The organism is Streptomyces sp. NPDC017993 (assembly GCF_044328065.1).
Taxonomy (GTDB): domain Bacteria; phylum Actinomycetota; class Actinomycetes; order Streptomycetales; family Streptomycetaceae; genus Streptomyces.
Window position 1 is genome coordinate 77,795 of the sequence record NZ_JBIRGO010000024.1, and the last position, 25,585, is coordinate 103,379.

The 25,585-nt window shown below is 68.6% G+C and carries 21 protein-coding genes, 1 pseudogene and 1 riboswitch; of the genes and pseudogenes, 13 read left to right on the forward strand and 9 right to left on the reverse strand.

The window, feature by feature from the left end:
* Positions 1-312 precede the first annotated feature (312 nt).
* Complete coding sequence (locus ACH4FH_RS32990) at positions 313-1,143, reverse strand: PIG-L family deacetylase (protein ID WP_398559617.1); 831 nt, start codon at positions 1,141-1,143, stop codon at positions 313-315.
* A gap of 275 nt (positions 1,144-1,418) precedes the next feature.
* Here ACH4FH_RS32990 and ACH4FH_RS32995 point away from each other — a divergent pair, with 275 nt between their 5' ends.
* Entirely contained in the window at positions 1,419-2,312 is an 894-nt protein-coding gene (locus ACH4FH_RS32995; protein ID WP_398559618.1) for a methyltransferase domain-containing protein, read from the forward strand.
* A gap of 214 nt (positions 2,313-2,526) precedes the next feature.
* Positions 2,527-2,880 (forward strand): DUF4333 domain-containing protein, encoded by a 354-nt coding sequence (locus tag ACH4FH_RS33000; protein WP_398559619.1) that lies wholly within the window; start codon positions 2,527-2,529, stop codon positions 2,878-2,880.
* A gap of 784 nt (positions 2,881-3,664) precedes the next feature.
* Here the strand turns inward: ACH4FH_RS33000 and ACH4FH_RS33005 are convergent.
* The 4 genes from ACH4FH_RS33005 to ACH4FH_RS33020 form a co-directional block, all read right to left on the reverse strand.
* The gene (locus tag ACH4FH_RS33005; protein WP_398559620.1) at positions 3,665-4,885 is read right to left on the reverse strand and encodes a metallophosphoesterase; all 1,221 of its coding nucleotides are present in this window, start codon (positions 4,883-4,885) and stop codon (positions 3,665-3,667) included.
* A gap of 275 nt (positions 4,886-5,160) precedes the next feature.
* Entirely contained in the window at positions 5,161-5,379 is a 219-nt protein-coding gene (locus ACH4FH_RS33010; RefSeq protein WP_398559621.1) for a hypothetical protein, read from the reverse strand.
* A gap of 254 nt (positions 5,380-5,633) precedes the next feature.
* Positions 5,634-6,002, reverse strand: coding sequence for a hypothetical protein (locus tag ACH4FH_RS33015; RefSeq protein ID WP_398559622.1), 369 nt, complete (start codon positions 6,000-6,002; stop codon positions 5,634-5,636).
* Between the two features lie 143 nt (positions 6,003-6,145).
* Positions 6,146-6,328, reverse strand: a complete 183-nt coding sequence (locus ACH4FH_RS33020) for a hypothetical protein (RefSeq protein ID WP_398559623.1) — start codon at positions 6,326-6,328, stop codon at positions 6,146-6,148.
* A 274-nt stretch (positions 6,329-6,602) separates the two neighbouring features.
* Here ACH4FH_RS33020 and ACH4FH_RS33025 point away from each other — a divergent pair, with 274 nt between their 5' ends.
* From ACH4FH_RS33025 to ACH4FH_RS33040, 4 genes and pseudogenes are all read left to right on the forward strand, one after another.
* Entirely contained in the window at positions 6,603-7,805 is a 1,203-nt protein-coding gene (locus ACH4FH_RS33025) for a DUF418 domain-containing protein (RefSeq protein ID WP_398559648.1), read from the forward strand.
* A 144-nt stretch (positions 7,806-7,949) separates the two neighbouring features.
* The gene (locus ACH4FH_RS33030; protein WP_398559649.1) at positions 7,950-8,252 is read left to right on the forward strand and encodes a hypothetical protein; all 303 of its coding nucleotides are present in this window, start codon (positions 7,950-7,952) and stop codon (positions 8,250-8,252) included.
* 937 nt (positions 8,253-9,189) lie between these two features.
* A riboswitch (TPP riboswitch) is annotated at positions 9,190-9,284 on the forward strand.
* Complete coding sequence (locus tag ACH4FH_RS33035) at positions 9,275-10,675, forward strand: purine-cytosine permease family protein (RefSeq protein ID WP_398559624.1); 1,401 nt, start codon at positions 9,275-9,277, stop codon at positions 10,673-10,675. Its footprint overlaps the riboswitch before it by 10 nt.
* 203 nt (positions 10,676-10,878) lie before the next feature.
* A pseudogene (locus tag ACH4FH_RS33040) lies at positions 10,879-11,130 on the forward strand (Tn3 family transposase); the annotation flags it as partial.
* 45 nt (positions 11,131-11,175) lie between these two features.
* Here the strand turns inward: ACH4FH_RS33040 and ACH4FH_RS33045 are convergent.
* Entirely contained in the window at positions 11,176-12,654 is a 1,479-nt protein-coding gene (locus ACH4FH_RS33045) for an MFS transporter (RefSeq protein WP_398559625.1), read from the reverse strand.
* Between the two features lie 1,339 nt (positions 12,655-13,993).
* Between ACH4FH_RS33045 and ACH4FH_RS33050 the strand changes: the two genes are divergently transcribed.
* The 6 genes from ACH4FH_RS33050 to ACH4FH_RS33075 all read left to right on the forward strand — a co-directional run bounded on the left by ACH4FH_RS33050 (position 13,994) and on the right by ACH4FH_RS33075 (position 20,284).
* Positions 13,994-14,674 carry a pyridoxamine 5'-phosphate oxidase family protein gene (locus tag ACH4FH_RS33050; protein ID WP_398559626.1) on the forward strand — a complete coding sequence of 227 codons (681 nt, stop codon included), beginning with the start codon at positions 13,994-13,996 and terminating at the stop codon, positions 14,672-14,674.
* 530 nt (positions 14,675-15,204) lie between these two features.
* Complete coding sequence (locus ACH4FH_RS33055; protein ID WP_398559627.1) at positions 15,205-17,535, forward strand: nitrate- and nitrite sensing domain-containing protein; 2,331 nt, start codon at positions 15,205-15,207, stop codon at positions 17,533-17,535.
* Positions 17,532-17,936, forward strand: coding sequence for a roadblock/LC7 domain-containing protein (locus ACH4FH_RS33060; protein ID WP_030083887.1), 405 nt, complete (start codon positions 17,532-17,534; stop codon positions 17,934-17,936). Before ACH4FH_RS33055 ends, ACH4FH_RS33060 begins: the two co-directional genes overlap by 4 nt.
* Complete coding sequence (locus ACH4FH_RS33065; protein ID WP_398559628.1) at positions 17,936-18,307, forward strand: DUF742 domain-containing protein; 372 nt, start codon at positions 17,936-17,938, stop codon at positions 18,305-18,307. Before ACH4FH_RS33060 ends, ACH4FH_RS33065 begins: the two co-directional genes overlap by 1 nt.
* A complete protein-coding gene (locus ACH4FH_RS33070; protein WP_398559629.1) occupies positions 18,294-18,884 on the forward strand; it encodes a GTP-binding protein in 591 nt (196 codons plus the stop codon). The genes ACH4FH_RS33065 and ACH4FH_RS33070 overlap by 14 nt, the downstream gene beginning before the upstream one ends.
* Positions 18,885-19,126: 242 nt before the next feature.
* Entirely contained in the window at positions 19,127-20,284 is a 1,158-nt protein-coding gene (locus ACH4FH_RS33075; protein WP_398559630.1) for an RNA-guided endonuclease InsQ/TnpB family protein, read from the forward strand.
* A 63-nt stretch (positions 20,285-20,347) separates the two neighbouring features.
* Here ACH4FH_RS33075 and ACH4FH_RS33080 read toward each other — a convergent pair whose 3' ends face one another.
* From ACH4FH_RS33080 to ACH4FH_RS33090, 3 genes are all read right to left on the reverse strand, one after another.
* Positions 20,348-20,605, reverse strand: coding sequence for a hypothetical protein (locus ACH4FH_RS33080; protein WP_398559631.1), 258 nt, complete (start codon positions 20,603-20,605; stop codon positions 20,348-20,350).
* 378 nt (positions 20,606-20,983) lie between these two features.
* The gene (locus ACH4FH_RS33085) at positions 20,984-22,447 is read right to left on the reverse strand and encodes an FG-GAP-like repeat-containing protein (protein ID WP_398559632.1); all 1,464 of its coding nucleotides are present in this window, start codon (positions 22,445-22,447) and stop codon (positions 20,984-20,986) included.
* A gap of 520 nt (positions 22,448-22,967) precedes the next feature.
* Complete coding sequence (locus tag ACH4FH_RS33090) at positions 22,968-23,585, reverse strand: TetR/AcrR family transcriptional regulator (protein WP_398559633.1); 618 nt, start codon at positions 23,583-23,585, stop codon at positions 22,968-22,970.
* A 63-nt stretch (positions 23,586-23,648) separates the two neighbouring features.
* Between ACH4FH_RS33090 and ACH4FH_RS33095 the strand changes: the two genes are divergently transcribed.
* A complete protein-coding gene (locus ACH4FH_RS33095) occupies positions 23,649-25,454 on the forward strand; it encodes an amidohydrolase (protein WP_398559634.1) in 1,806 nt (601 codons plus the stop codon).
* Positions 25,455-25,585 lie beyond the last annotated feature (131 nt).

Genomic DNA, 25,585 nt, shown 5'->3' on the forward strand with positions numbered 1-25,585 from the left:
CGACCGCCGGCCGGCTCTACGTGGGCGGGCGCACCGGTTCGTGCTGGGTGAATGGCGGCAGCACCACACCGTTGAAGCCGTCGGCATCGGAATCATTGGCACGAAGCCCGCCACGCAGGCGTTCGTCCTCGGCCGGTCCGAGCAGGGTGGATGCGTGCCGTCGGAGTCAGCCTGCCTGCCGGCTCCGCGCTACGCCGTGCGGCTGCCCCGCTCTGCACGCTGTCGGCAGCTGGTTGCTTGAACTCCCCGGAACCGTCGGGGGCCTGCCCGACCCCGGGGCCCGTGCGGACGGGCCCCGGTCGGGCGGGTGGATCAGCGTAGTCCGGCGAAGAGATCGTTCTCGGGTAGGGCTGCGCCGGTTGTGTCCTTGACACGTACGAAGGTCTCCATGCCCATCAACTCGCCGAACCTCTCCTTGCCCATCTTGAGGAAGAAGATGTTCTCGCCCTGACTGGCGTGCGCGGCCAGCGCATCGAACTTCTGACCCCTGAATGCGGTGGTGTCCACCCACGTGGTGATCTCATCGTCGGGGAGGCCGATCTCGGCCAACGCGGCGGCCTCGGCAGGATCCGGCTCCGGCATGTCTCCGAGCTCGTGCATGGTCTCCCCGAACCGCTGCATCATCGAGCGGGGCATCGTCGTCCAGTACACCTTCGGTGTCAGCTCGGTCATCTCCAGCGCCGCCATCGTGATGCGGTGGGCCTGGATGTGATCGGGGTGACCGTAGAAGCCGTTCTCGTCGTAGGTGACGACCACATCGGGTCGGTAGTGCCGCATCAGTTCCGCAAGCCTGGCGGCGCCTTCCTCCACGGGCGTCTGCCAGAAGGAGCCGGGGGCGTCGTTGCTCGGCCAGCCGATCATCCCGGAGTCGGCATAGTCCAGCATTTCAAGATCGCTGACCTTCAGGACGTCACAGCTCGCCTCGAGTTCTCGACGGCGCATCACGGCGACGGCCGCCGGATCGTGCGCGGGATCGCTCGGCTTGAGGCCCCCCGGTCCGTCACCGCAACCGCCGTCGGTACAGGTCACGAGAACCGTGCGGATGCCTTCCGCCGCGTACTGCGCGAGGACTCCTCCGGTTCCGGTGGCCTCGTCGTCGGGGTGGGCGTGCACTGCCATGAGCGTCAAGGGCCGGTCAGTCATGAAAGAGTCCTCTGCAGAAATACATCGTGGCCGAGCGCGCGGCGGGCATACCGCGATCCCTGGGGCCCGGATCCTGGCGGGGCGGACGACCTCGTGGTCTCCGTGTTCCCCGCCCGAGCAGCGCCGGTCCCTCGGACGATGCAACCGCGCCGACCGGCCGGCTGTTCCCGGCGCAGAGAACCGTGCTGTAGGACGTGAGGGGTTCGCCGGCTGTGTGAGGCATTCCTCTCCCGTCGTCGTGGCGCTGGTGGCCTGGGAAGGCTGACCATGTAGTCATGACCTCCTCGCCCCGCCCGCCGCACGTCGGTGGCCGACCAGATCCGTTAGACGGGACTACCGCGCTCGGTGGAGAGTCCACTCCCGCCCGCGGGTACCTGCTGGACAACGCGCGCGCCGAGGCGGGCGAGCGATTCGTTTGGCTGGCCGAGCTGTTCGACGGTGTGACGCGCGGGCACTTCGATCGACTGGGGATCAGGGCCGGCTCGCGCTGCTGGGAAGTGGGGGCCGGTGGCCCCAGTATCCCGGAGGCGCTCGCGGCGGCCGTCGGTCCGACCGGGCACGTGCTGGTCACGGACATCGACCCGTCGTGGCTGAAGGCAGGCGTCGGGTACGAGGTGCGCCGGCACGACGTCGCCGCTGATCCGCCCCCGGAGCCGGGGACATTCGATTTGGTGCACGCCCGGCTCGTGCTGGTCCATGTACCCGACCGGGCTCGGGCGTTGGCCACGATGGTGGCGGCGCTGCGGCCTGGCGGCTGGCTGCTGATCGAGGACGCCGATACCGCTCTGCAGCCACTGGCATGCCTGGACGACAGCGGCCCGGCGGAGCGGCGGGCCAACCGGCTGCGCGACGCGGTCCGGGAGCTGCTGGCGCGCCGCGGCGCGGACCTGCGCTACGGCCGGACACTGCCGCGGGCATTGCGTGAGGCCGGCTTGGTAGATGTCGCCGCGGCGGGCTCCTTCCCGGTCGGCGGGCCGGCCTGCGACCGGCTGGAGGCGGCGACCATCCGGCACGTGCGCGGCGAGCTGCTCGCGGCCGGTCTGGCTGACGACGCCGAGATCGACGCGCACTTGGCCGCCATCCACGCGGGCCAACTCGACCTGACACTCGCGCCGCTGATCTCGGCCTGGGGACGCCGTCCAGCCGAGCACCCGCCGGCACTCGGCTAGGTGCGGATCCAGACGTTGTCCGACCAGCCCATAGCGCTGTTACGGACGTCGTAGCGGGGTGCCGGGCATTTGTTCTTGGCGCCGGGTGGCCGTCCGGGGTCGGCGCCTCTCCGGCCGCGCAGGCAGTGGTGCGAGCACTCCGCAGTACCGAGAGGCGTCTTCACGTCGCCACAGGGGATTGTATGAGCACGGACAACCGGATAGGACTGTCCGCGTGACTGATCAACGCAGCTTCGCCCGTACCGTCATCGCGTTCTCCCTGGCCGTGATCTCCTGTTGTGCGCTCACCTTCACCATCATGCTGCTGGCCGGGAGTCCTGCCGTGCAGCCGCAGCGCGTCCTGGACCAGGACGCGCTGGCGCGGGCCGTGCTGAACGACGTCAAAACCTCCGACGACTTCGCCAAGCCCCCGACCATCGACGATGTCAGCTGCCCCGCTTCCGTCCCCGTCGAGGCGGGCCGGGAGTTCGAGTGCAACGTCGACGGCGTCGGCGACGGCAACAGCAGCGGCCATGCCTGGGTCAAGGTGAAGATCAAGGACGATCAGGGCGACCTGTCACTGGGCTGAGGAACGGCAGAGGGAGCGGGACCGCAGCCGTGGCACCGGGGCCGTCCCGGCCCCTGCTTGCTCTTGATAGATAGAGAACAAGCTGACCTTGATTCTTCATGGTCTGAGAGTCGCCCTGAAAGCGCGTCACGAGGTCCGACCAGGCGCTGAGTAGGGTTGTGGCCATGGCCGAGGGAATGGGGCTGAGGCTCAAGGTGGACCTGGACAGTGGCGTCGAGGATGCGACCTTGCTCATCTTGGAATGGCTCGGTGAGCAGGGGGTCGGTGCCATGATCCGGGTGGACGCGGAGCGCATGCATGACGGTCAGCCGGCGTGGACGTTTGCCGCTTCTGGTGGGCCGTTGGACGGTGGGATCAGAGCGAACGGGCCTCGGTCGCCGAGTGTATGGGCAGGGCACTGCTTCGACTGCGAGAAGCCGGGCTGACCGTCCCCTTCTGAAAGCTGTGTTCAGCTCGGGGCAGCGTCTGGTGGTCTTGCCCACGTCGTAATGGGTGGTGGGGTGCCGGTTCTTCGAGCCGGGTGAGCGTCCGGGGCAGGACGGTTGGGGTTTCGGCGCACGGCCCGGGCAGCGCAAGTTCGGGCGGAGCATTCCGAGGACTCGGCAGGCTTCTCCCAGGTCGGCGAGGGCCAACCGCGAGGGGCCGGGGCAGGCGGAGCGGGGCGTGAGCCGCGATGACCAGCGACGTCCACCGGCCCGCCGCCTCCGGGGTGCGGAGCCTCGGACGGGGCGGCAGGCTTCGACTAGGTGAGCGGGTCCATGCGGGATAGTCGGCCCGCTCCGTGTTACGGCGTGAGGGGCCGCTGTGGGGAGCGGAGTACGAGCAGGGTGATCTCGCTGGGAGCGAAGACGCGGAACGGCGGACCCCAGAATCCGGTGCCGCGGCTGGTGTAGAGGAGGGTGCGGGTGCCGTGGCGGCTGAGGCCCGCGAGGGCGGGCTGGTCGATGCGAACGAGGTGGTGGAAGGGCCAGATCTGGCCGCCGTGGGTGTGGCCGGAGAGTTGGAGGTCGATGCCGCCAGCTACGGCCTGGTCGACGAACTTGGGCTGGTGGGCCAAGAGCAGGATCGGCAGGTCTGGGTCGGCGCCGTTCAGGGCTCCGGCGAGGTGGGCGCGGTGGCCGGCCAGGCCGGAGGATTCGGCGGTGACGTCATCCACGCCGGCGACCACAAGGGTGTCTCCGCCGCGTTCGAGCAGCAGATGACGGTTGCGCAGCGGCTTCCAACCCAGCTCGTCCATCAGGTCGACCCAGCCCTGGGCCTCGCTGTAGTACTCGTGATTTCCGGTGACGTAGACCCGGGCCCGGGTGGCTCGCACGGTGCCGAGCGGAGCGGCCTGGGCGCGGCGGCGTTCGGCCGTGCCGTCCGCGATGTCGCCGGTGTGGCAGACCAGATCGGCCTCCAGGGTGTTGACCGTCGCGCAGACTCGCGCCGACCAGCCGGCGCGGTCGAGCGGGCCGTAGTGGGTGTCGGTGATGAGGGCGACGCGGGTGCCGTCCAATCCGGCGCCCAGGCGCGGGAGTTGTACGTCGAGGTGGCGCACCCGTGGCACCCGGCGGGCCTCGGCGTACCCCCAGGCGAGCAGCACGGCGACTACGCCGAGGACCGCCCAGGTGACGATCCGGGCCCGGTTCTGCCCGTCGCCTGCGCCGGCCACGGTCAGGACGAGGCGCAGCAGGACGCCGAGCAGGACGGACCAGGTGAACAGCACCCAGCTGGCCCCAAGGAGGGTGTCCCCGACGATCGCCGCCCAGTCCTGCTGTCGCCGGCCATGGCCGCGCACCATCGCGAGCGGCATACCGATCAGACCGAGGCCGAAAAGGGCGGTGCCGCCCAGGGCCACGGGGAGTGGCCAGTGCTGGCCTGCGTACAGCAGCACCAAGCAAGGCACGGTCCACAGCAGTACGGGGGCGATCATAGGGATGTAGCGCATCAGGCGGCGCAGTCGGCTCTGCTGGGTCGCATGCGCAGACTCGTCCGCGGATCGGGCTTCGCTGGTGTCGGTCACGCTTCCCCTCCTCAAGTAGCCAGACTGTCGGCGCGCAATCTATCCCGTTGTCCCAGGGGACGTCTTGCCGATCATTGATCGAGCCGGATGAGTCTCCGCCGCTCCTGGACATCGGCACAGGGGCCGGCCTCGTAGCCGAGGCACTGCTCAACCGCGTCCACGACATCATCGCCGTCGACAACGACGCTGACAGGCTCGCCGCGGGGGAGGCTGCACTGGGACCCAAGCTCCCCAAGGCAGCCACGCTGTCCCTCACCCAGAGCACGCCGAAGACTTCACCATGCCAGCCGGATCGCCAGATGGTGGTCCAGCCGGCGCAGACCGACATGGCGGTGTGCGTTGACGGCGACCAGCGCCTGCTCGGCCGCATCCGCATCGAGATCCGGCAGCGCGGCGCACAGGTACGCGACGGGGCGGGCGCGGAACACGCCCTGTGTCTGCGGGCGGCTCATGACGACGAATCGGGACGTCTGATGGTGCTGCGAATCAGTCAACGACACACATCAACCAACGGTTGGATGATCCGAAGAAAACGGCCAAGGGTCTGTTGCAGAAGCGGATCTTGGTGGTGGGTGATCACGTTCAGACGCCGGCTGACGCCCGCTGGTGACAGCGGCTCGCGGGCTCCCGCCACATGCTGCAGCCGGTCAGGTGTAGCACGGCCGACAAGGCCACGGCCGCCACGCCGATGCCCGGGCCGGCCTGCTGGGCAGGACCGGGCATCGGGAGTTTTAGGAGGGGGCCTGGATCACGCCTCGGCGACTTGGAACAGCCAGCTGACCGGGATGTCGTCCTCGCTGTCGGTAGCGCTCTTCTTGACGCGTCCGATGGCGGTCTTCTGCGTACTTGTGGGGAGCTTCGCGCCGTTGTGGACGCGGCCGCCTGCGTTCGTGACGTTCAAGTCCACGGCGGCGCTCCAGTTGGTGCCGTCGTGCCAGTTCACCTTGATCTTTGCATCCGCCCAGGCGGAGGCGAAGCTGATCCACATGTCGCCTGACCATCCGGCCTGGTTGGCTGCCGGGACGGCCAGAACGATGCCGTACTTGCAGTGGATGAGCCCGCCGCTCTCAGTGAACGCGAAGCCGGGGGGAACCTCGCCCGTCTGGAAGTTCGCCACTCAGCGCTCCTTGTCTGTCACTGCTCAGGTGCGCCGGAAGCGACACCGCACGGCAGCCCGCAGACCACGGCACGAACCGCGTTAGAGACGTATTCAGGACGGGCCTAGGGTCTGCTGCGGAAGCGGAGCTTGGTCGTGGATGATCACGCGTCGTGGGGCATGGTGATCTGACGAGCGGGCGCGGGCGGCAAGAACAGCGACGACGGCGCCGTGTGGGTCCTGCGCGGCTCCACCGGAGGCATCACGAGCACCGGCGCGGTGAGCTTCGGTGCCTCGTCCGTCGGCATCGGGAACTCGGGGGACGACCCCATGTTCGGGGACGCCATGTCGGGCTCCTGAGCACGCAGACAGACAGGCGGAAGGGGCGGCACCGGAAGATTCCGCCGCCCCTTCCGTTGTGCAAGCGTCACACGCTCCAGAGACGGGATCGGCGTCCTCGCTTGACACCGACGGTACGCGCCGTACGTCTCGCACCTTTCGTATGTACTGCATCGAAGGATGTAGTGGGATGTCGTCGCTGCGGACGAAGAAGCCGGCTCCGAGCGCCCCGACCATGGTGGAAAGCGAGCATCAAGGGCGGGAGTTGGGGTGGCCGAGGTAATGGGGACGCAGTCGGTCGTGGCGGCGGAGGGGGCCACCGGGAGCGCAGGCGCCGGGGCGCGGGCGCGCCTGCCGTTGCTGGATGTGTTGCGTGGGGTGGCGATTCTCGGGACGTTGATGAGCAACGTCTGGATCTTCGCCGGGCCGGGCGCCGAGTGGGGCGTCCTCAGCGGGAACGCCGGCACCTCGGCGGGGGCTGACTCGTCATCCCTGGCCGGGGTGGCGGAGACGATCTTCCGGTCCCTCGCGAACGGCAAGTTTCTGTCGATGCTGACGATCCTCTTCGGGGTCGGCCTGGCCATCCAGTTCAAGTCGGCCGCCAAGCGCGGGCAGCCGTGGCCGGGCCGGTACAAGTGGCGGGCGCTGTTCCTCTTCGCCGAGGGGGCCGTGCACTTCGTACTCGTCTTTGCCTGGGATGTGCTGATGGGGTACGCGGTGGTCGCGTTGCTGGTGGCCTGGCTCCTCACGCGTTCCGCGCGGGCCCAGCGCGTTACGTGGATCGTCATGGGCGGACTCCACCTGGTGGCGATGACGCTGCTCGCGGCTGCCATGCTGCTCGCCTCGGGCGGCGAGACGGATGGCGGCCCCGACGCCGATGCCGTGGCGCTGTACGCCGAGGGCGGTTACGCGGAGCAGATCGCCTTCCGGCTGTCGCATGCCATGGTGCTGCGCATGGAACCGGTGCTCTCCTTCGGGCTGTTGGTGTTCCTGTTCCTGCTCGGCGTACGGCTCTTTAGGGCCGGGGCCTTTCAGAGCGATGCAGCGGGGCGGCGCATTCGACGTCGGCTGGCCGGGTGGGGAATGGGGATCGGCCTACCTCTCACCACCTTTGCCGTGCTGGGCGGTTCGGACTTCTTCCTCCTGGAGCGGTACGGGGCGGCGCCGGTGCTGGCGATCGGCTACCTCGGCCTCATCGGCATGGTGATGGACCGGCTCCGCCACCCGGGCCCACTGACCTCCGCCCTGACCTCCGTCGGCCGTACGGCCCTGTCCTGCTACGTACTGCAGAACATGCTCGCCATGCTGGGCTGCTACGGCATCGGCCTGGGCCTGGCGTCCCGTTGGGCGGACAGCGGCCCGTGGTGGGTGATGGGTCTGTGGGCGGCGATCTGCCTGGTGCTGGTGATAGGGGCACGCCTGTGGCTGCGGCGGTTTGAGCACGGGCCGCTGGAATCGGTGCAGAAGCGACTGCTACGGCGCTGACTCCAGCAGCCAGTCTCAGCCGGGAGCCTCAGCGGACGCAGGCGAGCGGTCGGGCGCTGAGAGGATCTTGGCGCCCACGACTCTCACCTCAGCTGTGCCATTTGGCGTGCACACGGACGACGCTCAGGTGGATGTCGGCTCTACCTGCTCCAGCCCGCGCTGGTCCACGTCAACGCTCTATTGTTGCAGCAGGTCCTCGCCGAACGGGCCTGGGCGAAGAAGCTGTCCGACGAGGACAGGCGCGGACTGACCGCGCTGTTCTGGTCGGACTTCAACCCGTACGGCACCTTCGGTCTCGACGTGAGCAAGCGGCTCGACCTGCTGCTCCCGACCGTGCCCGGATCGCGACGCTCGACCAATACCGCCCGGTGTGAAGGTGCCTCCGGACAGGGGCAGGGGCAGGGGCACGGGCCGGGTGGCGGAGGTCGGCGGAGGCCCGGACGCTGACCCCGGCCTGGCCGGGGGCCAGGAGGCTGAGGGGCCGCTGGAGCGCCACAGTTCTCCGAGATTGGCCGCGGCCTGTGTGGCGGTCTCTTCATCGGCCGCGGTGATGTCGATGACCACCAGACCGGGTTCGCGAAGGTGCCTTTCGGCCCGGGTCAGGGCACATCATCGAGCATGCCGGGTGTCAGGTCGCCATGGATACGGAGTGCCCGGGGCCGGTGGCGGTAGCGGCCGAATTCGGAGCGGAGTTGTCGACCTGCAGCTCGACCACGACCTCGGGGAGCGCGGGCAAGTAGAGGATCGGGTCGGCGCCAGGCAGGCCGCCGACGGGCTCCGGGCAGTTCGATCATCGTGTTGCCGGCCGGGTGCAGCAGCAGCGCCGCCGCCCGTCGCAGTTCGGCACCCACACGGAGGTTGACGCCAACGGGGCGGATCCGGCCCGCGCGAGGTCGCCCCAGAATCAAGGCCTGCATGGCGGGGTTCGTTCCGGTCACGCCGATGACGGCTGCGTCGACGGCGTGGGGCTGGCGCCACCTCACGCACCCCGAACCCCGCCCGCCCCCACAGACCGCGAGCTGCGCGTGCTTCGCCGCGACGCCCTCCACGCCACCGAGCGCGCCGACCCAGCTGGTCGCCACCTCCACGTCGCCGGTCGTTGCGGTCAACACGCTTACGCTGTCGCCCCCACTGCTCGTCCCCTTACTCCGGTTAATCCGGCAACGCTCCGCCCCACGGCCCGGTCGGCAAGCGGCATAGGTCGAACCGGTCACTCACGCTCGCTGAACCAGAGGGGGCCGCGCCCGGGAAAGTGGCAGTTACGGTCCGCGCCTGAAGTGGGCGGGGGAGTGGGTGCCGACGCGCGATGTCCGTCCGTCCGGCTCCCTCGCCGTCCCCTCCCCACCTGCATGAGCACACCGGAGGGCGCGTTAAGGTGTTTGGCATACCGGACACGGGGTGCCCCACCAGGGGGCTGAGATCACACCCGTCGAACCTGAACCAGTTCGTACTGGCGGAGGGATGTCTTCATGTCGTGGACGCATGTTTCCAGTGGGCTGACCGCCGACGGCAGGCCGGCCGCCTTCGACGGGCGCATGCCCGCGGCGCCCGGCGATCTGACCGTCGAGGCGCACGGCATCGAGCCGATTCCGGAGAGTAACCGCTACGGCACGGCCGGACGCCTCTTCACCGTGTGGTTCGCCCCCAATCTGACCATGACCGGCGTCTTCACCGGCACGGTCGGCGTCGCGCTCGGCCTGGACTTCGCCACCGCGCTCGCTGCCGTCGTGCTCGGTACGCTCCTCGGCGCGGTACCCACCGCCTACCTGGGGACCTGGGGGAGCCGGACCGGAGCAGGTCAACTACCCCTGGCTGGGCTGGCGTTCGGCCGGGCCGTCGCGCTGCCCGGGGTCCTGCAGTGGCTGTCCTCCATCGCGTGGGACGCGCTGATCGGGCTGTTCGGCGGGGACGCGCTGGCCCGGTTGTGCGGCTGGCCCTTCTGGCTCGGCGTCCTGGTCATGCTGGTCGCCCAAGGTGTCCTCGGAGTCTTCGGCTACGAAGCGATCCACCGCCTGCAGATCGTCATGACGTTCGTGCTCGGCGCGGCGTTCGCGCTGATCGCCTGGCGACTGCTGGACGGCGTGCACCCCGTAGCCCACGGCTCCGTACACGGTGCGGACCGCGTCGGTGCTTTCGCCCTGACCAGCACCATCGCGGTGAGTCTGGCCCTGTCCTGGGCCCCGTACGCCAGTGACTTCAGCCGGTACCTGCCGGCCTCGACCTCGCGTACGCGCATGTTCTGGTACACGCTGCTCGGCCTTGTGGTGTCCTTCGTGGCCGTCCAGACGCTCGGACTGTGGGGCGCCTCCGTGCTGACCGACCAGACGGCCGGCGGGGTGGACGAGCTCCTCGGCGGTGGGGCGCTGGGTGGCTTCGGGCTGCTCGCCGTGGCGCTGGCCGCGCTGTGCAGTAACGCGATGAACGACTACAGCGGTTCGCTGGCCCTGCAGACGGTCGGGGTGCGCATCCCGCGCCCCGCGGCCGCCGCCCTCGCGGCCGCGCTCGGCTTCCCCCTCGTGCTGTGGATGCACGCGGCGGACACCACCGCGCGCTTCCAGAACGTGCTGCTGTTCGTCGGCTACTGGATTCCTGGCTTCGTCGCGATCGTCATCGTCGACTGGCGCGCGCGGGCCCAGGCGCGGGGCGGAGCGGCGCTCGACATCGCCGCTGAGTCCGAGCGGCGACAGCCGGCCTTTCCTGCCCTCCTCGCTTTCGCCGCCGCCTTCGCCTCCGCCATACCGTTCATGAACACCAGTCTGTACGTGGGCCCGATGGCGGACGCGCTGCACGGCGCCGACCTGTCGTACTACGTGGCCTTCCTCGTGGCACTCACTGTTTACGCGCCCTTGCGGCTTCGTCCCCGCCACTGACCCCAACCCGAGCCACGGCACCACCTGTCCCGAGGGCGCCTACATAGATCAGCAGCGTGACCAGAAGCGTTCCGGTGCTTCAGCACGAGCTGTCCGTTGGGCGAGCAAGACCACCGCCATCATGGAAGTCTCGGGACCTGAGGAACTTCCGTGTCAGATCGTGCGCTGGGCTGTTTGGCGCTTTGACCTGGGGTGATTGGCAGTCCCTGGGCCTGGTCCACAATGCACTCGTGCTGTTCAACACCCGCTACATGGACGCCGCCGTCACCCAGCTGCGCAGCGACGGCTTCGAGGTCCGCGCGCAGGACGTCGCCCGCCTGTCCCCGTTCGTGCGCCACCACATCAACTTTCTGGGCCGCTACCTGTTCAACATCACCGGCCCCGGCCCGGGCCGGGGCCTGCGCCCCTTCCGCAACCCCGACGACGCCGAAGACGGCGAGGACGAGGAAGTCTGAGGGCCCAGGCCCCGGCCGACGTCGTGGCCGGCCCGCACGGGGGGCTCAGTCGGCCCGGCTGTTGGCCTGCTTGGGCAGGCAGAACATCAGGGCCCACATCAGGGCGAGGAGACCGCCGACCCACCACAGCACGCTGATGAACGCGTCGCGGTTGAGCCCGGCGTTGGGGGAGCCGCCGGTGGCGGCGAAGAACACCAGGGCGGTCAGCGAGGTGCCGAGGGCGATGCCCAGGTGGATGGCGGTGTTGAACAGGCCCGAGGCGGACCCGGCGTCCTCGTGGGGGACCCTGGCCAGCGACATGTCGGCGAGCGGGCCGCCGACCATGCCGAGGCCGAACCCGATCAGTACCACCGGAGCGGTCATCGCCACGAAGGTCAGGCCCGCCTGAAGCCGGTCTGCCTGGAGTCCGTAGGCGGCCATCGAGGCGAGCGCGATGAGGGCTCCGGCTTGGGGCATCCGGCGGGCGAAGCGCCCGCCGCTCTTCGCCGCGATCGTCGCACCGGCCAGTTCTCCGAGGGAGAGCAGCACGAAGGCCAGGGCCGCGTGGAAGGGGCTCATGCCCAGTCCGCGCTGGAGGTAGAGGGTCCAGGTCATGAAGAACAGGCCGCACAGCAGGCCGTGCATCAGCTGCGCGGACAGGCCGCCGGAGAACTGCCGGCCCCGGAAGAGGGACAGGGGCACGAGCGGGGCGTTGACCTGCTTGCGCTGCTGGTGGCGCAGGAAGACACCGAGGACGATGAGGCCGGTGGCGAGCAGGGCGAAGCACCACAGCGGCCAGTGGTGGGTGTGGCCCTCGGTGAGCGGGGAGACGATCAGGACGATGGCCAGTGCGGACAGCAGCATGCCGGTGAGGTCGAGCCGGTCGGCCTTCCGGACGGTCGACTCGGGGACGAACCCGCGTCCCAGGAGGAGCACGGCGAGCCCGACGGGCACGTTGACCAGGAAGATCGGCCGCCAGGAAAGCCCGAACAGGTCGGCCTCGGTGAGCAGGCCGCCCATCACCGGGCCCAGGACGTTGGCGAACGCGAGGACGGCCCCGTAGAGGCCAAAGGCTTTGCTGCGGTCCTGACCCTCGAAGGTGACGTGGAGGGTGGCCAGGATCTGCGGGATCATCAGGGCCACTCCCACGCCCTGGAGGACGCGGGCGGCGATCAGCACGCCCGGCCCGGCAGCGAGGCCGCACAGCAGCGAGGCCGTGGTGAAACCGACGGTGCCGATGAGGAGGATCCTGCGCCGGCCGTAGAGGTCGCCGAGGCGCCCGCCGGTGATCAGGCCGACGGCCACGGGCAGTGAATAGCCGGTGGTCAGCCACTGCACCGCGGCCGGTCCGGCGCCGGTCGACTCCTGGATCGCGGGCAGGGCGGTCAGAACGACCGACTGGTCGAGCATGTTCATCAGCTCGGCGCCCAGCAGCACCAAGAGGGCGATCCAGGCCCCCAAAGCCATCTTCGACGGTCCAGGTGTTGGGTGGGTTGGGGGCTGAGTGGTGTGCTGCGGCTCGTTGCCGAGCGCGGAGGAAGACACGACGGGAACTCCTGATCCGAAGGAATCGGGGAGCCTGCCGACAGCCGCACCGAGGCCGGAAAACACCAAACCCGGGGCAGACGGCAGAGCTGCACCCGGGTAAAGACAGAAATCTGCGGGGGAGGGTGACGCAACTCAGGCCAGCGCGACGTCCGCCCCCGGACACGTGCGACAAAACAGCACGTGGGGAACACGGACGACTACATGGCCTGGTTAATAGGACGTCACCTCAAGATCGACACAGAAGGAACAGGAAATTCGGATACTGCCACCGACACCTCGGCACAGGAACTCGCCCACGATACGACACCCCCAGGCCCCGCCGCACACCAGATGACGACATCCCGCGCCCTCGCTGAGTCAGCATCCGGCGGCCGGACGACCCGCTCACCTCCTTGCCGCAGGTACTCCCAGATCACAGGCTGTGATACGGAGACCGCTTTCATGCGGCACAGCGGCTCGATCCATCCAGTCGAGTGGCCACCGCACAACAGGGGTTGCGCATGCTGAACTACTCAGTACTGCTGACCTAATGCTGAGATTGCGGCTCGATTTACCGCCGGCGCCCGCACCGGTACTGGCGCCCTTCGCCCCGCCCGCGGCTCCGCTGCCGCCCATGGACGGCACGGCCCGCAGACCGGGTCACCGCATACGCAGTCGCCTACGGAGGACCTGCCACGGTCTACGCCGTGGCCTCGGTGCCCGCGGCCGCGCCGGTGACACCCAGCCCCATGCGCTGGCCGCGCGGCGCTCCTGGCGTAGGGCAGCCGCAGTGACAGCAGCCTTGTGGCGGGCGGCTTTTCCGACACACCCACAAAGACAGGATTGCTGACAGATGGCCGAGCAGGCACGTCAGGTGCAGACCCACGGTCAGTGAGGCGTCCTGACGGTGATCGTGATGGCAGCAGACCCCCCGTAGGTGGCCACTGCTCTCGTCCGCTGGTGATCATGAGACTGGCACACGCCAGCTGAGCCCTGCAAGGGTTTCCGCAGCGATTTGAATTTCATGCAGCTGATTTCGTTGAACACTGGCGCCATGGCAGCGATATCGGTAGCGTACGGCCGCACCGGGCCCCAGCTTGTCTGTCGGGCATGCCCCTGCATGAACGGCGGGGCGCGGGCCTGAGCAGCCGACAGACGGCTCGCCCCGCGCCTGCTTCCCGCGGGCAAGGGGGCGCCGGATGCCGCCCCCTCCGGTCGTCTACGGGGGGACCAGCCCCGTCATGCATGGGTACCGCGCATGCATGGCTTGCGGCTTCGAACGCACCACAAGCCCTCAGCTCAAGCCCACCACGTTATGAAACCCCCGCAACGCCAACGTACTTGTGAAAGAGCTGACGTGAACGACAGCCAACTCTCCACCACGCTCCCGGATACAGACCGCACCCGTCACCGTCGTCTGCGAGAACAAGGAAGTCAGGACCGTGCCGAGCTCAACGCGATCCTGGACGCAGGCTTCATGTGCCACTTCGGGGTGGTCATCAACGGGCACCCCATGGTCGTCCCCACCGTCTACGGAAGCGACGGACAACACCTCTACTTCCACGGCTCTGTGGCCGGCCGCAGCCTGGTCGCCTCGCCCGACGCGACGGTCTGCGTCACCGTGACGCACGTGGACGGCCTAGTGCTGGCACGGTCAGTGTTCGAACATGGTGTCAACTACCGCAGCGCGATGGTCTACGGCGTACCGCGTCTCGTCACTGACCCCGAGGAGAAGCTGGAGGGGCTGCGCTGCTTGACCGAGATCGCCACACCCGGCCAGTGGGACTACGCGCGGCAGCCGAACCGCAAGGAGATGGCGGCCACCGCCCTGCTCGCCATCTCGCTCGAAGAGGCATCGGTCAAGATTCGCACCGGCGGCCCGGACGACGGTGACGGACCCGACGCCGCCCTCGGAATCTGGGCGGGCGTCCTGCCCCTCGTCTCCACCTGGGGCGAACCGGAAGCCGACCCCCTCCTCGCCGACGGCATCGCACCCCCCAAGCACATCAGCTCCCGCAGCGGCACCCGACTCGGGTGAGCCGAGGCTCCTCGAGGCGGCTCGCCGGCGCCCGAACCATCGGTAGAGCACCTCCCCGAAAGCAGTGACGTCCCACGGAAAAGGATGAAAACCCCGCGTGCCCTCCGCTCTGTGGCTCCTGGCCCTCGGCACCTTCACCATCGGAACCGACGCCTTCGTCGTCGAAATGCGCTCAGAACGCGACGAGATGGCCATGTGAAGATTTGGCCTGCGTCAGGGGTTGTCCACACCACGGGGCCTTATGGATCCCCCGGAGGCAGGTACGAGAGCCGGTCGGGAGGCCCCTGTCTGCACGATCACGCCTGTTCCCAGACGTCAGGTAAACGCCGTCCGGTGCGCAAACGTCTCCGTCGCCACTACCACATATGATTAACGGAAGTCAGCTCTCCGTTTCTCCGGTGTGGCTGGTTATGATCGGCACCCCACATCGCGCCAAAGCCGAACCGGGCTCTCCCCAGTCCTGAACCCAGGACTGCGTCTGGTCTCGGCTGTTGGACCGTCCCCAATGTTCCCCGCTTCCCCGAGGACTGATGTCTCCCATAGAACCCGAAGGCGCACGAGGGCAGTCGACGACTCGTCGGCGGCGTACCCTGCGTCTGCGTACGCTGCTCATTTGGCTGGCAATCGTCCCTATTTTGGCGATGAGTGCCCAAGTGGTCATGACCGCACAGCGGCTGGTGCACCAGTCGGAGAACCTGCGCGCTGATGTGGCAGTTGGTGAGCGGATCGACGTACCCCTGACCAAGCTGATGGTCAAAGTGCAGGCTGAGCGGACGATGACCGCCACACGGTGGGCGGGCGGCTCCGTGGCCGAGAACGAGCTACGCGAGCGGCGTGCGGCCACGGACCGGGCCGCGGACGAGTTCCGCCGGTCGGCGGACGGAGCTCTGGCGGCGACCGGGCGCGAGGACGAACCTTACGTCGCGGAGCTGAAGCACAGCCTGGCGGATCTGGCCTCGTTCCGCGAGCGGGCGGACTCCCGCAGAGGAGGCGTGGAGCGGACGATCGGCTATTACTCCGACCTCGTCGACCGCATCATCGGGGTGTACCAGAACGAGTTCAGCCATGCAGAAGACGCCGAGCTCATCCAGGAGAGCGGCGTGGTCGTCACGATGTTCACGGTGTCCGAGATGGTGGCGCGCGAGACCACCATCCTCGCCATGGCCGGGCCGTCCAGGCGCCTGAGCTCCTCCGGGTTCGCCGAATTCGTCAACTCCGTCGGATCCCAGCGGTACCAGTACGACGAGTGGGTCGCGCCGTATCTGACGGCCGAAGACAGAGCGGACTACGACCAGGTCTTCGCCTCGGACGGCTGGAAGACGAAGGTCCGCATCGAGGACGCGGTCATCTCCGACCACCAGAACACCGCGTCCGGCATCAAGCTGCCCATGGTGGCCGACGCCTGGCGGGCCGCGTATGACAAGTTCGCGGCGCGCCTTGCCGCGCTCGACGCGAAACAGGCGCGAGCAGTACTCGTGCACGCCGACGCCAAGGCCACGCAGCTGGAGACCGAGGTCATCTGGCTGATCGTCGGAAACGGCGCAGCCGTCCTTGCCATCGCGGCCGTCATCGTGCTCACCACGCGCTCCGTGCTCCGCCGCCTGCGCGGTCTGCACCAACGCACGGTAGCCATTGCTGAGGACACGCTGCCGGATGTCGTGGCCCGGCTCCAGCGGGGGCAGCCCGTCGACGACGATGCGCTGCCGGCGGTGAGCGGAGACCAGGACGAGGTCGGACGTATCAGCGACGCGTTCGCCCGGGTCGTCTCCGTATCCGTCGACGGGCATGCGCAGCTCGCGGCCGAGCGTCAGGGCTTCGGTATGTTCGCCGCGGGCATCGCCTCGCGCACCGGAAACCTGGTCAGCCGGCAGCTGACCCTCACCGACGAACTGCAGGACGCCTTCGGTCACAACGAGGAGCTTCTCGCCGGGTTGATGCGATCCGACCAATTGACGGTAGGTATGCGGCGGCAGGTCGAGAACCTGCTCATCCTGGCAGGCGGGGAGATCCCCGATCCGCACACCGAGCCCATGCGCGTCGCCGACCTGCTGCGCGAAGCCGCCGCGGAAGTCGAGGACTTCCGACGGATCGAGCGCCAGGCCCTGGACGAGATCAGCGTGGCACCACGGGTGATCAGCGAGATCAGCCACCTCCTGGCAGAACTCCTCGACAATGCCACCCGGTTCTCCCCGCCGCAGTCGAAGGTGGTCGTCCGTGCCGAACTGGTGACAGACGGGCTGTTGGTCGACATCGAGGACCGCGGGCCGCGGGTGACCGCCGCAACCTACGAGGAGATGAACGGGCGTCTGCACTCGGCCCCGCCGTACTCCGTCCTGGCGGAGAACGCGCACCGGCTCGGACTCTTCGTGGTCGGCCACATCGCCGAACAGCTCGGGGCCACAGTGACGCTGCGCCGCTCGGTATACGGGGGGACGTCGGCCGTGGTGATCCTTCCCGAGGAATGCCTTGTGCCGACCGAACCGGTCCGGGCAGGAAAAGAAGCGCCGCGTGCGGCGACGACGCCCGCCCCGGCACCGGGCACGCTCAACGAGCGCAAGCCCGAACTGGTCTTGGAAGAGAAGACCGCGCCGGCCGGCCGTAGGACGCCGGAGCGCTCACCCGAGCGACCGGTGGAGAGCAAGCCGCCACTTCCCTCCGTGACACCGGACGGTGACGCGAAGCCGGCCCTCCCCGAGCGGGTCCCGCAGGCCCACATCGCCGAGCGGCTCCGCGCGCCACACGCACCGGAGACTGCCGTCGATCAGGACGCGGCGACACCCGAAGAGGTGGCCGACGCCTGGGCAGACTACGAACACGGAACTCAGACAGTGGAAGAAGAACTCCGACAGGATCAGCCATGACGACGCCAACGAACGACATGATCTACAGCGTCCTGGACAACAACCTGAGCAGGATCGCCGGCATCAAGGGAGCCGTACTCCTGTCCAACGACGGGATCAAACTCAGCTCGTACGAGCTGGAACGGGACCAGGCGGAGCGCATAGCCGCCGCGTCCTCCGGTATCGCTTCCACGATGAAGGCGATATCCAGGGAGGTCGACGGCGGCCGGGTAATCCGCCAGCTGGTCGAGATGGACGACAGCTATCTCTGCATCGTCGGGTGCGGGGAGGGCAGCACGCTCATCGTGGTGACCTCCCGCAAGGCGCGGCTGGGGGAGCTGGGCGGTGAAGCCGTGCGCACCGCCCAGGCGCTCGGTGAGTGGCTGAGCACGCCTGAGCGCGGCCAGGCGCAGCGCTCGTAATGGCGGACGAGCCCGGGCCGCGAGAGGGAGGCCGCCGCCGGACGCGGCTGTACGCGCTGACGGATGGACGTACGGCGGCTGCCCACGCCACCCTCACCATGGACACCACGGTCACGGCCGTGGCCGTCGCGGACGGCCACGGCGGTCTGCCCAGCGAGTGGCAGGCCATCCTCGCGATGTGCTCGCCGCCGGGCGGCCTGGCGGTAGCCGAGATCGCGGCGCGCATGCACATGCGCCTCACTCCCATGACGCTTCTTCTCGGCGAACTCGCGGATCGGGGGCTGATCGAGCACCGGTCGCCCCTTGAGGGGACCGAGACCACCAATGTCCACCTGCTCATGAGAATCAGGGACAACCTTGCCCGGATATGACACCCCTGCCCAGGAAGCGGCCCCCGTCAAGATCCTCATCGCTGGGGGATTCGGCGTCGGCAAGACGACCCTGGTCGAGACGGTCTCCGAGATCGAGCCGTTGCGCACCGAGGAACGGCTGACGAGCGCGGGCATCGGCGTCGATGACCTCGACGGCATCGAGTCCAAGGCGGTTACCACCGTCGCGATGGACTTCGGCCGCATCACCCTCACCGACGCACAGGTCGTGCTCTACTTGTTTGGCACACCTGGCCAGGAGCGCTTCTGGTTCATGTGGGACGACCTGCTGAACGGGGCACTCGGCGCGATCGTCCTCGTCGACACACGACGCCTCGACCGTAGTTTCCCGGCCATCGACTTCTTCGAGAACCGAGGGCTTCCGTTCGTGGTCGCCGCGAACTGTTTCAACGGCGAACAGCCTTACACCGCCGAGGAGATCAGGGCGGCGCTGCATCTGCGTGACCCGAACACACCCATCCGTATGCTCGATGCCCGCTCCCGTGAAGAAGCTCGCGGTGCCCTGCTCGCGCTTCTCGACATGCTGATCAACAAAGCCGGGGTCGCGGCGACGGGCTGACACCGGCGACGCCCCGAGACGCCGCTCAGTCGCCCTGGGCTGTAAACGGGCCGTCGCCGCATCCCGCGGGCGGGGCCGTTCAGGTTCTCCGGCTGCGTGGGCAGCCGCTGTGCGTAGCGCGCCGCCGATGTGCGCCCGCCCCTCTTCTTCGAGTCCGACGCAGCCCTCGGGTACGGTCCCGGCGAATATTGGGGTTTGGCTCCCAGCGCGGTGACATAGATCAACTGAGTACGATGATCCGCATGAAGATCGTTACGCAGGTGAAGCTGATGCCGGAGGCCGACCAGGCCGCCGCGCTGTCCGCGACTCTGCGCACGGTCAACGACCTGGCGTGCTGGGTATCCGAGGTGGCGTTCGCCCACGGTGTGCCGCGTGAGTACGAGCTGCGCAAGCACACCTACCCACGCCTTAAGGCCGAGGGGCTCGGGGCGCAGGCTGCCCAGCACACCATCAAGAAGGTGCGCGACGCCTACACCACATTGAAGGCCAACATCCGGGCCGGGAACCTCGGCAAGGAAGGCTCGAGGCGTCGCCGCAAGGCGGAGTCCAAGCCGGTCATGTTCCGGCCCGACGCAGCGCAGCCGTATGACGACCGGTGTTTGAGCTGGCAGTACGACCAGCAGACCGTGTCGATCTGGACCACGTCCGGCCGTGTCAAGGACGTCCGCTTCGTGTGCTCCGCCGACGCGCTGAAGGTGCTCCAGCAGCACCGGCAGGGCGGATCCGACCTGATCGAGCGTGACGGCGTGTTCTACCTCGTCGCCACGTGCGAGATCCCCGAGTCCGAGCAGTACGAGCCTGACAGCTTCATCGGCGTAGACCTCGGCATCGCGAACATCGCGACCACGTCCACCGGCTACATCTCCGCCGGGCGCGGACTCAAGCGGTACCGCAAGCGGCAGCTCGACCTGCGCAAGAAGCTCCAGAAGAAGCGCACCAAGAGCGCGAAGCGACGGCTCAAGGCCCGTTCCCGCAGGGAACAGCGGCACGCCGCCAACCAGAACCACATCATCTCCAAGACGATCGTGACCGAGGCTGAACGCACCGGGCGTGGCTTGTCCCTCGAAGAACTCAAGGGCATCCGCACTCGGGTACGGCTCCGCAAGCCCCAACGGGTCGCAGTCCACTCCTGGGCCTTCGCTCAGCTCGGAGACTTCATCGGCTACAAGGCCAAGAGGGCAGGCGTGCCCCTGGTCTTCGTTGATCCCGCGTACACGTCGCAGACCTGCGCCGAGTGCGGCCACGTCGACAAGCGCAACCGTGTCGACCAGGGGCTTTTCATCTGCCGGGGGTGCGGGGTCGTTGCCCACGCCGACCGGAATGCTTCCCACAACATCGCCACCCGTGGCGAGAGCGTGTGGAATGCGGGGCGTGAGTCACGCGTCCCTGCCACCCCATAGGGGTGTCTGGACGGAGGAGTCCACCCCAGCAGCCAGTTGGGCACTACCTCCAAGCCCGGTCCTTTAGGGCCGGGTCAAGTTGACAAGGTCTTGGACGTCCTTCTGCTGCGGGTTGATCAGTGCAATCACCTTCTTTGGGCGCTCGCCCCGCAGCGCCCTGGGGTCCAGGCCGGACGCGACGAGGAAGTCCCGGCTGCGGGCGAGGGCCCGCTTGTCCTCGGCCGCGCTCATCCAGCCGACCGCTCCGGCCTTCGACACGGCGACCCCCGCCGCCCCGCTCGCCCAGCTCGCCGCTGGCGAACTGCGGAACGGCTCGTCCACGGTGGGGCGTTGAGCCGCCTCCGCCGGGGGTGCCTGGGCCGGACGGTACGTCCCTGGCCAGAGAGACGGGGGAGTGGATGATCGTCGCCCGCCGGTATCCTGCCCCCCCATTGATCGGACGGTGCGGATACGGCCCCCACTTCGCCCGCACCGCACCTCAAGGAGCACGCAGGCGCCCGTCGGCGCTGCGATACCGGCTGCCGGATGGGCGCACCGTGATGGGGCCCGCCCACCGGCAGTCCGAGAACAGGTGGATGCCTCCGGCTGAACATGTCCCTGAAAGAGCGCAGTTCACGCCCCTGGTTCCGATTGGGTGACTCATTGCCTGGTGGCGTGAGGCTGCTCAGTGATCTGCCGAAAAGGCTCCAGCGTGCGGGCCTACTTCGCCGGGTTCGTCAGCTCCGTGCCGAAGCGGCCCTTCGTCGCCGGGGAACCCAGGTCACTCGGGTCGATGAGTGCGGAGTCCTTGGGGCTGAGCCCGTCGGTGCCCGCGTACAGCAGGGCCGCCGCGCCGGCGCCCTCGGTGCGGTTCGGGATGCCCACGGCCAGGTCCGTCTTGCCGTCACCGTTGTAGTCGGCCGGCGAGACGGACGTACCGAACTTGTCGTTGCCCTCCATGGAGCCAGGGACGCTCTCGGTGTCGAGCGAGAAGGTCTGCGCCTCCTCGTCGGTCAGCCAGTTCTCGGTGCCCTTGAGCACGTTGATGGCACCGGCGTCGTTATAGCCCCCGGGCGCCTCGGCGCCGGTGTTGCTGACCACCAGGTCGTCGTGGCCGTCGCCGTCGAAGTCGGCGAGCCGGATGGCCTCGCCCTCCTGGGCCTTGCCCTTCCAGTCCACCGGCTTGTCGGAGTCGAGCCCGCCGGCGGTGCCGGGGTAGGTGCGCAGCTTCTGCTCTTGCGGACCGTCCGAGAAGCCGGTGTCCGTGAGGACGTCCTCCTTCCCGTCGCCGTTGATGTCGCCGACCACGGGGCGGTACTGCGCGAACGGCAGTGGGATGTTCTTGCCCAGCGGCGTGCTCTTCAGGCCCCCGGATGAGCCGGGCAGCACGGCGAGCGTGCCTTCGTCGGAGGGCGAGTCCTGGGAGGCGACGGTGACGAGATCGGTGTAGCCGTCCCCGTTGATGTCGCCGGAGGCCAGGTGCTCGACGCTGACGCCGCCGCCGGGCGGGGTGACGCTGGTCATCTTCGGGGTCGCGGTCTCCCGCAGGTTCTTCGCGCCCTTGACGAGCTGTACCTTCACGCCGTCGGAGATGGCGATGTCGCTGAGGCCGTCCTTGTTGTGGTCGCCCACGGCTATCTGGTCGCCGAAGTGCGCGTTGGCGGCGACCGTTGGCGCGTGGAAGGCGATGGCGTCGCCGGACAGGCCGCTCTCGGAGCCGAAGACGATCGTGACGGAACCGGCCTGCGTAGTGCTGCCGATGGCCTCGTTGTTCGCGGCGACGACCAGGTCGGCGTAACCGTCCCCGTCCACGTCGCCACGCACCACGGTCGAGCCGAAGCCGTCGTTGGCCTCCGGGGTGCCGGGCACGCCCGTGCTGGCCTGCGTCAGCGTGCTGTGCCGCTTGGTGTCGACGCCACCCTTGGCGCCGTAAGTCACGCCCACGTAGCCCGCCTTGGACTTCCCGGAGACGGTGCCCTCGGGGGCTCCCACGCCGAGGTCGGCGTGGCCGTCGCCGTCGAGGTCGCCCTGGGTGATCTTGCTCCGCTCGGCGGCATTCGTCGAGGGCTGGTCCTGGCCCCGCCCGTTGCCGTCCGTCACTGCTGCCATGGCCCCGCCGGCCACGGCCGCGACCACGGCGGCGCCCACGGCGCCTGCCACCATGCTTCTGGTTCGGTTGCGCACAAATCCTCCAACGGGTAACACCGGTCGCCCCTCGGCTCCGCCCCCTGAGTTGTGGGCCCGGTGGAACGGAAGGGGTTGCAGAGATAGACAGAAACAAAAGCGGAACGGTTGCAGAGTGAACAGAAAAAAACTCGGTCCAACACGTTCACGCAGCCACGGCAACTCCGCTCCGGGGCATCGCACTTGGCGCCTACCGTCCGCCCCTCGACTTGCTCCTTCACGCCGTACGGCGAGTGGTCGACCGGCGTTCCGGTGATGCTCAACCGCCTGCCCCGGCGACCGGTCTTCGGTGGATGCGGTACGAGTCGTGCCCACTCATCGTTCGTCAGACGCGCTCTCCGCTGAGCGCGAGCACCGGGCGGGTCCGGGGCTCACCGCTCGCGTCCCCATGCAGCCGCAGCCATCCCGCTATCCGCCCGGACGCTGAGCGCGCTGCGCCGCGGTGGCCCCCGTAAAATGGTTGACGGGGCCACGCACCCCGGTGAATACTCACGCCACCGAACTTAAATGAGATTCAAGTTTATGCGGCCGGGGGCAGGTCCAGTTCCCCGGAGGCATGGGTGAGCGCGGTCCGCACGGCATCCGTACGGTCGAGCCGCCCGATCAGCACATGCACCGCCAGCCCGTCCAACAGGGCGTTGAACGAGGGCAGGAACTCCTCGGCGGTCACCGGGCGGAAGACCCCGCTCGCCGCACCGTCACGGAGGATCGCGGACAGATCCCGCATCCACCCCTTGTCGAGCCCGTCGGCCGTCCGGCTCATCTCGTCGTTCTCCACCGCGCGCAACCACGCCTCCAACCAGAGCTTCCATGAGACGTCGTGCCTGCCCGAGGGCAGGTAGAGCCTGACGTACCGCTCCAACCGCTCACGAGGATCGACGACCCCCGCCAGCTCCTGTGTCCGGCGCTCGGTCAGCTCCCGCTCACTCCAGCGGAAGGCCTCGGCCAGGATGTGGTCCTTCGAGGGGAAGTAGTACAGGACCCGTGCCGGGCTCATCCCTGCCCGCTCGGCGATCTGCTGTACCTGGATCTCCCCTACGGGCCGCTCCGCGATCAGCGCGAGCGCGGCCGCGACCACCGCACGGCGCGCCTGCCTGCCGCGCTCCTGCGTTCTGCCGCTGCCCGGTCGCTCAGCCATGCACCAATTCCCCTTCACCCGTTCCCCCGTCCACCTGTTCGTTCGCATCTGGAGGAGAGTCCTGTGGAAAGTCCCGTGGAGGGTAACCCGCGACGTCGGACCGTGCTGGCGGCTGCCGGCGCGGTCGCGGCAGTGGCCGCCGTCGACAGCTGCTCCGAGCCCACCGCCGAGGGCCACCAGCCGGCCGAGCTCGTGCTGACCGGCGGTTACGTCCACACCGTCGATGCCGAGGACAGCGCGCATCAGGCGCTGGCCGTCAAGGACGGCAGGATCGTCTACGTCGGCACCACCAAGGGGGCCTCCCGCCACATCGGGAAGGGAACAAAGGTGATCAAGCTCGGCGGCCGTATGGTCATGCCGGGCCTCCACGACGGGCATGTGCACCCGATGTCGGGCGGCCAGGGGCTGCTCGGCTGCGACCTGAAGTACGCCCCGCTCACCGTCAAGGAAGTCCAGGAGAAGATCCAGGCGTATCTGGACAGGACGAAGGCGCAGGAGCCGGACGGCTGGGTGCAGGTGGAGCACTGGTACCTCCAGGCCATGCGACCGGAGGGCACCGCGCTGACCAAGGCCGACCTCGACGCCCTGGACACCAAGCGGCCGATCGTCGTGAAGTCCAGCGACGGCCACACCACTCTGGTCAACAGCCGCGCCCTGGAACGCACCGGCATCACCTCCAAGACCGACGATCCGGGCGGCGGCCGCATAGCGCGTGACGACAAGGGCGAGCCGACCGGCGTGCTGGAGGACGACGCGGGCGACCTCATCGCGCGGAAGATCCCCGAGCCCTCCGCCGGAGAGAACCTGAAGATCGCTCGCACCGCCCTGGCCGCCCTGGCCGAGCAGGGGGTGACCACGTTCATGGACGCCATCGCCTCGGAAGGGGGGCTCCGGGCCTTCAGCACTCTCGCGGACCAGGGCAAGCTCACCGCCCGCGCCCACTTCGCCGCGCCGGTCAATGTGGACGACAAGGACCCGCTGAAGGAACCGACCCGGCTGCGCCGCGCCTTCGACAGCGGAAACCGGATCACCGCTCGGCCTCGTATCGCCGTCCGGAACACGAAGCTCTTCCTGGACGGTGTGCTCCAGCACCCCGCCCAAACGGCCTCGCTGATCGACCCCTACCTCGTGCACCAGCACGACCACTGGATCGCAGGAAAGAAGAAGGGCGAGCAGTACTGGGAGCAGGAGAAGCTCAACGACACAGTTCTGAAGCTCGTCGACGCGGGCTTCGACCCCCATATGCACGCCATCGGTGACCAGGCGGTACGCGCCGCCCTCACCGCCTATGCGGCGGCACGCGAGGCCGGGCACAAGAGCAACCGCCTCACCGTGGCGCACGCCGAACTCGTCAACCCCAAGGACGTACCGCGGTTCGGTAGGCTCGACGTCGTCGCGGCCATGGGCTTCCACTGGGCCAAGCCCGCCCCCGACTCCGTCGACTCCGTCAAGCCCTACCTCGGGGCGAAGCGCTGGGCCCACTACGAGCCCGAGGGCGAGATCAACGAGAGCGGCGGGCGCATCTCCCTCGGGAGCGACTGGCCGGTCGATCCGCTCGACGAGTGGGCCGCGATCAAGACCGTGATCACCCGCACCGCCGCCCCCGACGGCCCGTTCGCCAAGCACGGCACGATGACACCGCACCAGCGGCTCAGCCGCGCCACGGCCCTGCGCGCCGCCACTATCAACGGCGCCTACCAGTTGCGGCAGGAGAAGCACACCGGGTCCCTGGAGAGGGGCAAGTTCGCGGACCTGATCGTGCTGGACCGCAATGTCATGAAGGTCCCCGCGGAGGAGATCGCCAAGACGAAGGTGCTGTTGACGATGGTCGGCGGCGAAATCGTGCACGGCAGCGCCGAACTCGACTGACACCGGAAGGGCTTGTGGGCTTGTGGGCCGGTTGGCTCACGAGCCCTTCGGCACGTCGAGGTGCTGCCCCGGCCCGCCTCGGTCCCCGCCACCCCGCCGACGTGCCGGCCGCCCTTCCCGGCTGACAGTCC

Excerpts from the sequence above, each read along its gene's own strand:
- ACH4FH_RS32990 (WP_398559617.1), bottom strand. The coding sequence starts at position 1,143 with ATGACTGACCGGCCCTTGACGCTCATGGCAGTGCACGCCCACCCCGAC.
- ACH4FH_RS32995 (WP_398559618.1), top strand. The coding sequence starts at position 1,419 with ATGACCTCCTCGCCCCGCCCGCCGCACGTCGGTGGCCGACCAGATCCG.
- ACH4FH_RS33020 (WP_398559623.1), bottom strand. The coding sequence starts at position 6,328 with ATGGCGTCCCCGAACATGGGGTCGTCCCCCGAGTTCCCGATGCCGACG.
- ACH4FH_RS33025 (WP_398559648.1), top strand. The coding sequence starts at position 6,603 with ATGGGGACGCAGTCGGTCGTGGCGGCGGAGGGGGCCACCGGGAGCGCA.
- ACH4FH_RS33035 (WP_398559624.1), top strand. The coding sequence starts at position 9,275 with ATGTCGTGGACGCATGTTTCCAGTGGGCTGACCGCCGACGGCAGGCCG.
- ACH4FH_RS33055 (WP_398559627.1), top strand. The coding sequence starts at position 15,205 with ATGTCTCCCATAGAACCCGAAGGCGCACGAGGGCAGTCGACGACTCGT.
- ACH4FH_RS33060 (WP_030083887.1), top strand. The coding sequence starts at position 17,532 with ATGACGACGCCAACGAACGACATGATCTACAGCGTCCTGGACAACAAC.
- ACH4FH_RS33065 (WP_398559628.1), top strand. The coding sequence starts at position 17,936 with ATGGCGGACGAGCCCGGGCCGCGAGAGGGAGGCCGCCGCCGGACGCGG.
- ACH4FH_RS33075 (WP_398559630.1), top strand. The coding sequence starts at position 19,127 with ATGAAGATCGTTACGCAGGTGAAGCTGATGCCGGAGGCCGACCAGGCC.
- ACH4FH_RS33090 (WP_398559633.1), bottom strand. The coding sequence starts at position 23,585 with ATGGCTGAGCGACCGGGCAGCGGCAGAACGCAGGAGCGCGGCAGGCAG.